Raw genomic sequence first — 9,472 nt, 5'->3', positions numbered from 1 at the left:
GAACAGGGTCTGCTCGACCACGCCCAACGTGCGCGCCGCCGCCGCGATGCTCTGGCCACCTTCGACCCGCCGCACGGCCTCCTTCTTGAACTCCAGCGTGTAGCGCGCTCTCGTCGTCTTCGTCATAACCGTTCTCCTTGCTTGCATTGAAACACTCAGCAAGGGATACGTTTTTCGAGGGCAAGGTCACTCATCCCGACGGGGATCGTTGAGGATGACGCAACGGCTCACTGGGGCACCGCGAGCCCTTCTCTCTTAACCGCCAGGGCAACTCGAGGTGAGGGCTCTGGTGCGAATTTTGGCTCTGGTGCAAACGTGCGTGCGGTACGCTACCGCCTTTGTGAAGTGCGGGCAGCTCGATGGCGAAGAAGGTTCAAAGCATGGACGACCTATTCAAGGGTCGGCACTTCGAGCGCGAGATCATCGTTCTGTGCGTGCGCTGGTACCTGCGCTACAAGCTCAGCCTTCGCGACTTGGTTGAGATGATGGCCGAGCGCGGCTTGGTCTTGGCCCACACAACCATCATGCGCTGGGTCCAACGTTTCGTGCCCGAGTTCGAGAAGCGCTGGAATCGTTTTGCTCGCAAGGCCGGCCGATCCTGGCGCGTCGATGAGAGTGTGTCACGAACACAGGCGAGAGCTTGTGGTGCTGTGCTGAAGATTGGAGTAGGCCTCCCGAAGCCGACTTGCAGGAGCAGGCTTCAAACCGCCCAGTGCTGCTGCGTTCAAAAGGCGTGGTGGTGAGCGACCGTGGAAAAGTCATCCATCAGGATGGCAGGTGGGTGTTGAGAAGATGAGCGAAAGCAAACCGTACGATGATGCGTCGTTAATGCGGCGAAGCTACACGCGCTGTGGAAGCCCCTGCATTTCTAAGACGGACAATTGTGCGTTATTTGTGGATGAAGATGTTTGACCGGAAGGCAAGTATGGACGAGATGGAAACGCTCGACTATCAGGGCTGGCAATTCCTGTGCAGCGGCGAGCAGCTGCCCTCGGGCCTGTTCCAGGCCGTGGTGCGCTACAAGGCACCCCCGAGTGACCAGGTCCGAACCTTGGTGCTCGATCCCGCGAAGCATGAGGTCGCGAAGCAAGCGCTCGAGCATGCAAAAGAGCTTGCAATGAAGTGGGCTCAGGAGCGCAGCGGCGACGGTCGTGGGGACGCCTGACCTACGTATCCACGCACTGGGCGATGTTGGTGTTAACGCCCGACTGCAGATCTGGATCGGTGGGTTTGCGCGACTGGGCGGTGATCGTATTCATTACCTCGCAATATGAAAGCTTCTTTGGATCGACGGAACAGTAATGGCTCGTCGGGGGCAATCGGGACGAGCGATCCGCCTGTTCCAGGCATGACGCCATGCACAGGCGTGCGAAGTCCGACTCACCGAGCGGTGTGTCGAATCTCGCGACTTTCTTGAATGCGCCACCGCGAGCAACTGCGCCGACAAGGCTCAACTTGAACGCGCTTTCGAAGCCCGCTTGGTGGCCGGGTCACTGAGAAGGGCATCCGCGACGCCGGGAACCACCTCAAGGCTCGGGCGTTTTATCCGGTCGTGCCAGGTCACTTGCTGCCACATGGGCAACACCATCAGTGCGGGGCTTGCGCTGGCAAGATCGGCAAGGCTGTAGCGATCGAGCTCATCCAGGAAGGCCTGCATGGCCCGTGCGAGAACGGCCGCCAGTTCGCAGCCTCCCGTCAGCACACAGCGGTTGTCCTCGGCAAAGCACTCGACCAACGCGAAATCGGTTTCTAGTCGACGAACGATGGCGCCAACCATCAGCTTCGAAGGGTGGACCGAAAGACGCATGCCGCCATTGCGCCCACGTACAGTATCGACCCAGCCGGACTTGCCCAGCATGTGGGTCACTTTCATCAGGTGGGCATTTGAAATGTCGAACGCCCTGGAAAGGTCGCCGATGGTGACCAATGATTCTGTGCGTGTCGCAAGGACCAACAGAACGCGCAAGGAGTAGTCGGTGAACAGGGTGAGACGCATAACCAATATTTTATCTCTTGCTTTTACGCGCGCGTCCTATAAGATACATACAACATAAATGTTATCTCCATGACATCGAGCAGTACGATCCCCGCCGACGCTTGCGCCCCAAAAGGGATGCCAGTGCTGCGGTTGGGCTTTCGACCTTTCTACCTCGGCGCTTCCGCAACGGCCGTGGTCTGGATGGCTGTTTGGGGGGCGGTGTTGACGGGACGTGTCTCCCTGCCGAGTGGATTTCCGCCAGTGCTGTGGCACGCACACGAAATGCTCTTTGGCTTCGTGGCCGCCGTGGTGGCCGGATTTCTGCTCACCGCCGGTAAGGTCTGGACAGGACGCGCGACCGCTCGGGGCAACTCGCTGGCCATGCTGTGGCTGCTCTGGCTGGCGGGGCGTATCGCCTCCATAGCAGCCCCGCCGATGGTATTCGCCGCAGTCGACAGCGCGTTCCTGCTGACGATGGCGTTGCTGTTCGGGGTATTGATCGTCCGCTCGGGCAATCTGCGCAATCTCCCGATTGCCGGGATCCTTGTCCTGCTCGCAGCGTCCAATCTCGCCTTTCATCTAGCGTCGGTCGAGGTGCTGCCGGTGTCGCCGATGACCCCGCTGCGTGCTGGCTTGGCGATCATCGTCGTGCTGACCTCCACCATCGGCGGCCGGGTGATTCCGGCGTTCACACAGAGCGTGTCGCCAGGGTGGAAGGCGCACGAGCCGCGATGGCTGTCCCCAGTGGCCATCGCCATGACCGCCATCGGCCTGGTATTGTGGCTCGGCGCTGCGCCGGCTGTGCCCTCGGCCACGGCGCTGGCCATCGCCGCAATCTTGCAGGCCACACGCTTGATCCACTGGCGGAGTGCGCCGATTCTTTGGCGGCCGATCCTCTGGATCCTTCACTTTTCCTACGGGTGGATGCCAATCGGACTGGCCCTGCTGGCCGCAGCAGAGGTTGGCTGGGTCTCGATCTCAGCGGGGATACATGCGCTGGCCGTCGGATGCTTCGGGGGACTCATTCTGGGGATGATGACGCGCACAGCGCGTGGCCACACAGGCCGTTCGCTACACGCGTCCGCCGTCGAAGTCGCGAGCTATGTACTGGTCGGCGTCGCAGCGCTCGCCCGCGTCGGGGTGCCCTTCTTGCCCTCGCAGGCCCAAGCAGCAGCATTGCTGCTGGCAGGCTGCGCTTGGACGGCTGCGTTTGCGCTTTACCTTGCACGTTTTTCAACCTGGCTCACGACCCCCAGACTGGATGGCCGCGATGGCTGACACAGCAGAGGGACGCGCGTCGCAGACAAGGTTTGCCCTTCTTCTTGCGAGAAGAGCATTCAGTCGAATCGTTCCTGATCCCCCCTGGACGCCATGCAGCGTCGCATGCGACGACAACTTTTTCCAACCCATTCAAAAGAACTCATGCTTACCACCGCGCAAAAATCCATCGTCACCGCCACCGTCCCGCTGCTCGAAAGCGGCGGCGAAGCACTGACCACGCACTTCTATCGCATCCTGCTCGACGAGCACCCCGAAGTGCGCCCCCTCTTCAACCAGGCGAGTCAGGCCAACGGCGAACAGCCGCGCGCGCTGGCCAATGGCGTCCTGATGTATGCACGTCACATTGACCGGCTCGACGCGCTCGGCGACCTGGCGGCGCAGATCGTCAGCAAGCATGTCGCGTTGCAAGTCCTTCCTGAGCACTATCCAGTCGTCGGCGCCTGCCTGCTGCGCGCGATTCGGGAAGTACTGGGCGCCGAGATCGCCACCGACGCCGTGATCGATGCCTGGGCGGCCGCGTACGACCAACTGGCGACAATCCTGATCGGGGCCGAAGCCGCAGTCTATGACCAGAACGCCAATGCGCCAGGAGGCTGGCGCGGCGCTCGCGCCTTCCGTGTTGAGCGCAAGGAAGCGGAAAGCGCCGAGATCACCTCCTTTTACCTCGCGCCGGTCGATCTGCAACCGGTCCTTGACTTCGAGCCGGGGCAGTACATCAGCCTGCGACTCGACGTTGGCGGCGAAGAGGTTCGGCGCAGTTACTCGCTCTCGGCTGCGCCGAACGGGCGTACTTACCGTATCAGTGTCAAACGCGAACGGGGCGGTGCGGTCTCCAATCACCTCCATGATCACGTGCACGAAGGCAGTACGCTGGAGGTCTTCCCGCCGTCGGGTGCGTTCACGCTGTCGAAGGGCGAGCGGCCCTTGGTCCTGATCAGCGGCGGCGTCGGGATCACACCAACCCTTGCGATGTTGGAGGCGGCGCTGGAGACCGAGCGCCCGATTCACTTCATTCATTGTGCGCGCTCAAACGACGTCCATGCTTTCCGTGGGCCAATCGACGCGCTCGCCGAGAAGCACGCGCAATTTGAGCGTTTCTACTGCTACGAGGAAGCACCGCACGCCGACACGGACGCGCAGCCGCACGCGGTGGGACGGCTCGATGTGGAGATGCTCGCCCAATGGATGCCACCTTCCACGGACGACGTGCGCGATGTCGACGCCTACTTTCTGGGACCCAAGCCGTTCATGCAGCAGGTCAAGCGGTCGCTGCGAGCATTGGGCGTTCCCGAACATCAGATCCGCTATGAATTCTTTGGGCCGGCCTCGTCCTTGGATTGATCGGCCTGGGTCGAGCGATGGCTCACATCTTGCCGCCGCCGGGCGCCGCATCGGAGGCTGGGGCAATGGTACTGCGAGCCCAGGGCCACGTGGATTCGACGTGTCGTTTCGGACTGTTGCGACGCGACGCCCCCCAGGGGCGACCACCGACGCAGCGCTGGGGCTGCTCGGGGCTGGGGCCGGGGAGACCCTCTGGCTAGTGGTTGCACCTGCTCTGTGCGGCCGCAGACAGACTGCGCACAGGACTGGTGCGCAAACTTGTCACCAACTCTAACTACAAGCTAAAAGCGAATCGCAGCTATGGCCATTCATCACGCGCTATCGGGCGAACTGATTGATGTTCGCCCTCTCGGAGACGAACTCGCGAACACCACCACCCGGACGCTCTACAAGACCGAACACCTGGAAGTCTTCCGGGTGATCCTGCGGGCAGGCAAGGCCATGCCCGCGCACCGCGTGGCCGGTGAAATCACGGTTCAGTGCCTGGAAGGTTGCATCGAATTCACCACGGACAAGATGCAGCGGATGCACGGCGGCGACCTGATCTGTCTGGCCGGCGGCGAGCTTCACGCGCTCAAGGCCATTGACGACTCCTCGGCGATCGTCACCGTGTTGTTGCACGGCGCATAGCTGGTGAAACCATATGCGCCGCGTCATCTTCTTCAATCTGACCCAGATCCGGATGCCCGTGGGTGCGGTCACGTCGATTGAGCATCGCGTCAGCGGCATTCTCTTGGCGCTAGGGCAAGGCTGATCAAGCCATGCTTTTCGTTGAACAGTGGTGCGGGTCTGTCAGTGACATGAAATCCGACGACCACGCCGGACTTTGATCGATTGTGGTGCGCAATTAGGGGTCTACTCGTTTCGGTGCACAGACTGGGGATCGCGGTAGGGACGGAGGTTACGTCTGCTGTCTTTGGAGCCTAAGTAGGCGGTTTCTTAAATACGGTCACGTATTGTCTTGATATTTTCTGCCTCGTATGGCATCTTGTTGCGATCCTTCAACCGGGGGTTGCAGATGCCAAGGAAGAGTCCGTTTCCTAGCGAGTTGTCTTTGGCCGAGTCGGCGGAGTTGAATCGTCGCGCGACCAGATATACGTTGCCGTATTTCGAGGTTGTTCGAGCCAAAATGATCCTGATGGCCGCCAACGGCATGGACAACGACGAGATTGCCGCGCGGCTGGACACCCGGCGCGAGGTGGTCAGTCAGTGGCGCCAGCGCTTCTTCAAAGAGCGATTGGCGGGTCTCGAAGAGAGAGCCCGCCCGGGACGTCCTCGGGTCTTTCCCCCCACAGGTCACGGTTGAGATCAAGGCGCTCGCCTGCGAGTTGCCGGCCACCTTGGGCTTGCCACTGTCGCGCCTGAGCGTCGCCGACGTAGCGCGTTGGCTCGAACGCTCGTCATACCCCGACCACGGATCAGGATGCGTCGCCCCCGCTGTCCCACACGGCTCAGCAACACAAAGGCGCCGCCATGAGACTTCGGTCATCGATTCATTTATCAAAAAGGCTTGACAACAGAGTCCTCATAGAAGCTGACTTCAACACCGGCCGCTGATGCCGAGGTCTTCCTCGTCCTGGAATGACAGGAATCGGCTCCACAGCGTGAGTTGGTCGAGCAACCCTCAAAGACAGCTCCCGCTGCACAACTGCCAGCCTTTACTTCTCCGGCATGGCTGAAGAATGGTGGCTGGTGATCAGCCACCGACTACCGTCCCATCTGTAGGTGTACGTGTACCGCGCCTTGACGACGGCGCCCGTCTTGGCGAAGGTGAAGGTATACAGGCCAGCATCCACGGCCGTGTTGCAACCGATCTCTATGGTTCGAGAGTCGATGCGACCAAACGGCTTGTCTTGAAGAAAGTGCTCGAAGTAGTCTTGCTTCTGCGCCGCATTGAGACGCGGAGTGTTGGAAACGGTGGGAAGCAGAACGGATTTATCCGCGTAGTTATCAACCACCTTGCGCGGGTCGCCGGTTTGCAGTGACTGGTTCCAGCGGTCAAACAGCGCGGCAACCTCCTTCTCGCTGGTTGCCTTGCAGGTTTCGGTGCGTCCGGATGTGGAACCCAGTGGATTCGAGGCGCAACCGGCGAGCAGTGTGCTCGCGGCCAAAAGCGAAAACACGGCAGCTTTTTTCACGGGCGCTCCTTTCCGGTCTGCAACTCGATCGTAAGAAAACAGCGTGGATGCCTCACGGATGCCGATATACCCCCAAACAGGCACGTCGGCAAGTCGGCTCAGCTCCTCAGGCGCTTGTTGTGTGCACGCCGCGAACGTCGGCTATCGAGCATCGAATGGCGGGTCTGGCCCGAGTGTTTCACTTCAACCCCCAAGCTCGAACTGGCGCTTCCAAGGTATTACGGGCATCGCCCGAGCTGCGCCCTCTCACCGACTGCGCCAACCCGGTTCGAGGCCAGATCGAACGGGCGCTTTTCACATCGCCGGAGTGCTAGTCCGGGCCCATTGCTGTTGCCCGCTTTAGGGCTGCTGGGCACCCGCTATGCAGCGTAAGACGGTCGTCGCACAGCCTCATCTCGTCCGCAAGATTGGTTCGAGCTCGCGCCACAACGGAGCCGCCCGACCGTGTGATTAACTTGGGACGGGTATTCCGTGACCCGACTCGATCCCTATCCATCGCGCCGGTGAGTCGGTAACATCCATCGATCATAAGGAACGCGATGGATCGGTCAAACGGCGAACGCAGGCTTGCAGCGGTCATCGCAGCCGATGTGGTCGGCTACAGCCGACTGATGCAGGAGGATGACCAGGCGACGGTGTGGGCGTTGACCGAACGCCGGGCGCTGATCGCCGTCCACGTCGAAGCCGCTGGCGGGCGCATCGTCAATGCGCCCGGAGACTCGATGCTGGCCGAATTTGCCTCCGTTGTGAGCGCAGTGCAATGTGCGGTCAACGTCCAGCGTGCAATGGAAGAAGCCAACTCTGGCCTGCCCGAATCGCGGCGCATGCGCTACCGGATCGGCGTCAACCTCGGCGACGTGCTGGCCGATTCCGATGGCATCTACGGCGACGGCGTCAACATCGCTGCGCGGCTGGAGTCGCTCGCCGCCGCCGGTGGCATCTGCGTGTCGCAAGCAGTGCGCGACCAGGTCAGGAACCGGCTTGCGCTGCAGTTCGAAGACATGGGCGAACAGGCGGTGAAGAACATTGCCGAGCCCGTGCGTGTGTTTCGTGTCGTAGTCGATGCGGCGCGCGACGGGCAGGTTGCGCCTGCCGCCGCGGTTAAATCGCCAGCGCACGCGCTGGCAGAACGCCGCTCGATTGCGGTGCTGCCCTTCACCAACATAACCCGCGACCCGGAGCAGGAGTATTTTGCCGACGGCATGGTCGAGGACATCACCACGGCCCTCGCGCGCACGGGGCAGTTTTTCGTTATCGCCCGCAACTCGAGCTTTGTCTACAAGGGCCGGGCCGTGGACATCAAGCAGGTGGGGCGCGAACTCGGGGTGCGCTACGTGCTCGAAGGAAGCGTACGCAAGGCGGGCAGCCAGATCCGAATCAGCGGCCAGTTGATCGAAGCCGAGAGCGGCAGTCACATCTGGGCCGACAGCTTCGATGGCGCGCTGGAGAATGTGTTCGATCTGCAGGATCGCATCACCGAGAACGTGGTGTGGGCGATTGTGCCCAGCGTGGAGCGCGCCGAGATCGAACTCTCGCGAGTAAAACCCACCAGCAATCTGCAGGCCTACGATCTTGTGCTGCGCGCGCTGCCTGGGATCCTGCCAGGCGCGAGCAAGGCACAGAAGGATGAAGCGTCTTTGTTGCTCGATCGCGCGCTGCAGTTGGACCCGCGCTATTCGTTGGCGAAAGCGTTCGGGGCATTTGCGTGCATGCACCGCCTGATCGACGGTCAAGGAGACGCTCAGGACGTGAGAACCGGTCTGCGCTTGGCAGACGAGGCCCTTGCGGACCACCAGGACAATCCCATGACCCTGGCCTTCGCGGCATATGCACTGGCCACACTAGGCTACCGCGTCCAGGGCGTGACAGTGATTGGGTTTCGATACGACGAAGCATTGCGCGCGATCGATCGCGCCTTGAGCTTGAGCAACAACCTGGCGTTCGTAACCTATGCGGCTGGAATGGTCCGACTTCTTGCGGGCGATGGAGACGCGGCCATTACACACTTCGAGCGCACCATGCTCCTGAGTCCGTTGGACCCGGCAATGAGCGCATTCTTCGCCGGCATGGCGATGGCGCACACTATTTGCGGAAGGTATCAAAAAGGGCTGGCCGCGGCGGAGCGAGCGATCCGCGAAAACTCGAATTTTGCGACCGCTCATCGGGCAAAGACCGTTGCGCTCGCATGTCTGGGCAGGATTGATGAGGCAAAGCTCGCGGCTGCGCGCCTGCTCGAGGTGGCGCCAGAGTTCACCGTATCGCGCTACATCAGCGTAGTGCCGATCAGGGACCCCGAGTTGCGAAAGAAGGTGGCTGGAATACTGAGCGCGGCGGGGATTCCGAACTAGACATGATGGTCGCTCTATAGGCGAAGGAAGGCTCGTCTCCGGTATCGTGGATTGCGCACTCTGCGAGTGTGCCGAGCCACATGCGGCGGGTTTCCCAGCCGCAAACCGTATAGAGACGAGCCATGGACGAGCGTATCAATTTCTTCGTTGGTTTGGATGCCCACTCGGCAGGATCTTGATTGACCACCAGTGCACAGTGGCGTGATCGACGAAGACTCCGCGCTCGGCCATCATCTCTTCGATGTGCCGCAGGCTCAGCGGGTAGGTCACCTCCAATGGGTAGTGCATCCGCTTGAGCACCTTGCCCAGCGCATCGATCATTAATTTCTTCTCAGCCTGCATCGCCTCAGGGTACCGGCGCGGGCTTACTGCGACACAGGTTTGTC

At 61.2% G+C, this 9,472-nt stretch carries 9 protein-coding genes and 2 pseudogenes; 7 read left to right on the top strand and 4 right to left on the bottom strand.

Features of this window, described 5'->3' with window-relative positions; translation table 11 throughout:
* Window positions 1–126, bottom strand: a 126-nt coding sequence (locus WKW80_RS31950; protein ID WP_340367618.1) for a transposase, incomplete at its 3' end; no start/stop codon positions are given.
* A 233-nt stretch (window positions 127–359) separates the two neighbouring features.
* On the opposite strand from WKW80_RS31950, the pseudogene WKW80_RS31945 reads away from it, so the two are divergent.
* Both WKW80_RS31945 and WKW80_RS31940 read left to right on the top strand, forming a co-directional pair.
* Window positions 360–617, top strand: a pseudogene (locus WKW80_RS31945) (IS6 family transposase); the annotation flags it as partial.
* Between the two features lie 308 nt (window positions 618–925).
* Complete coding sequence (locus WKW80_RS31940) at window positions 926–1,165, top strand: hypothetical protein (RefSeq protein ID WP_340367613.1); 240 nt, start codon at window positions 926–928, stop codon at window positions 1,163–1,165.
* A gap of 285 nt (window positions 1,166–1,450) precedes the next feature.
* Here the strand turns inward: WKW80_RS31940 and WKW80_RS31935 are convergent, their stop codons facing one another.
* Window positions 1,451–1,996, bottom strand: coding sequence for an RrF2 family transcriptional regulator (locus tag WKW80_RS31935; protein WP_340367612.1), 546 nt, complete (start codon window positions 1,994–1,996; stop codon window positions 1,451–1,453).
* A gap of 69 nt (window positions 1,997–2,065) precedes the next feature.
* Between WKW80_RS31935 and WKW80_RS31930 the strand changes: the two genes are divergently transcribed.
* The 4 genes from WKW80_RS31930 (at window position 2,066) to WKW80_RS31915 (ending at window position 5,906) form a co-directional block, all read left to right on the top strand.
* Window positions 2,066–3,256, top strand: a complete 1,191-nt coding sequence (locus WKW80_RS31930) for an NnrS family protein (RefSeq protein WP_340367611.1) — start codon at window positions 2,066–2,068, stop codon at window positions 3,254–3,256.
* 144 nt (window positions 3,257–3,400) lie between these two features.
* Window positions 3,401–4,600 (top strand): NO-inducible flavohemoprotein, encoded by a 1,200-nt coding sequence (hmpA, locus tag WKW80_RS31925; RefSeq protein ID WP_340367610.1) that lies wholly within the window; start codon window positions 3,401–3,403, stop codon window positions 4,598–4,600.
* Window positions 4,601–4,900: 300 nt separating this feature from the next.
* Window positions 4,901–5,230, top strand: a complete 330-nt coding sequence (locus WKW80_RS31920; RefSeq protein ID WP_340367609.1) for a cupin domain-containing protein — start codon at window positions 4,901–4,903, stop codon at window positions 5,228–5,230.
* 388 nt (window positions 5,231–5,618) lie between these two features.
* Complete coding sequence (locus WKW80_RS31915; RefSeq protein ID WP_340367617.1) at window positions 5,619–5,906, top strand: helix-turn-helix domain-containing protein; 288 nt, start codon at window positions 5,619–5,621, stop codon at window positions 5,904–5,906.
* 352 nt (window positions 5,907–6,258) lie between these two features.
* Here WKW80_RS31915 and WKW80_RS31910 read toward each other — a convergent pair whose 3' ends face one another.
* Window positions 6,259–6,738, bottom strand: coding sequence for an SgcJ/EcaC family oxidoreductase (locus tag WKW80_RS31910; RefSeq protein WP_422823004.1), 480 nt, complete (start codon window positions 6,736–6,738; stop codon window positions 6,259–6,261).
* Window positions 6,739–7,277: 539 nt separating this feature from the next.
* Here WKW80_RS31910 and WKW80_RS31905 point away from each other — a divergent pair.
* Entirely contained in the window at window positions 7,278–9,086 is a 1,809-nt protein-coding gene (locus WKW80_RS31905; protein ID WP_340367608.1) for an adenylate/guanylate cyclase domain-containing protein, read from the top strand.
* A 165-nt stretch (window positions 9,087–9,251) separates the two neighbouring features.
* On the opposite strand, the pseudogene WKW80_RS31900 reads toward WKW80_RS31905, so the two are convergent.
* A pseudogene (locus tag WKW80_RS31900) lies at window positions 9,252–9,428 on the bottom strand (IS6 family transposase); the annotation flags it as partial.
* Window positions 9,429–9,472: the final 44 nt, after the last annotated feature.

Source organism: Variovorax humicola (genome assembly GCF_037889915.1).
Lineage (GTDB): Bacteria > Pseudomonadota > Gammaproteobacteria > Burkholderiales > Burkholderiaceae_C > Variovorax > Variovorax humicola.
This window is presented reverse-complemented; position numbering and strand designations above follow the sequence as displayed.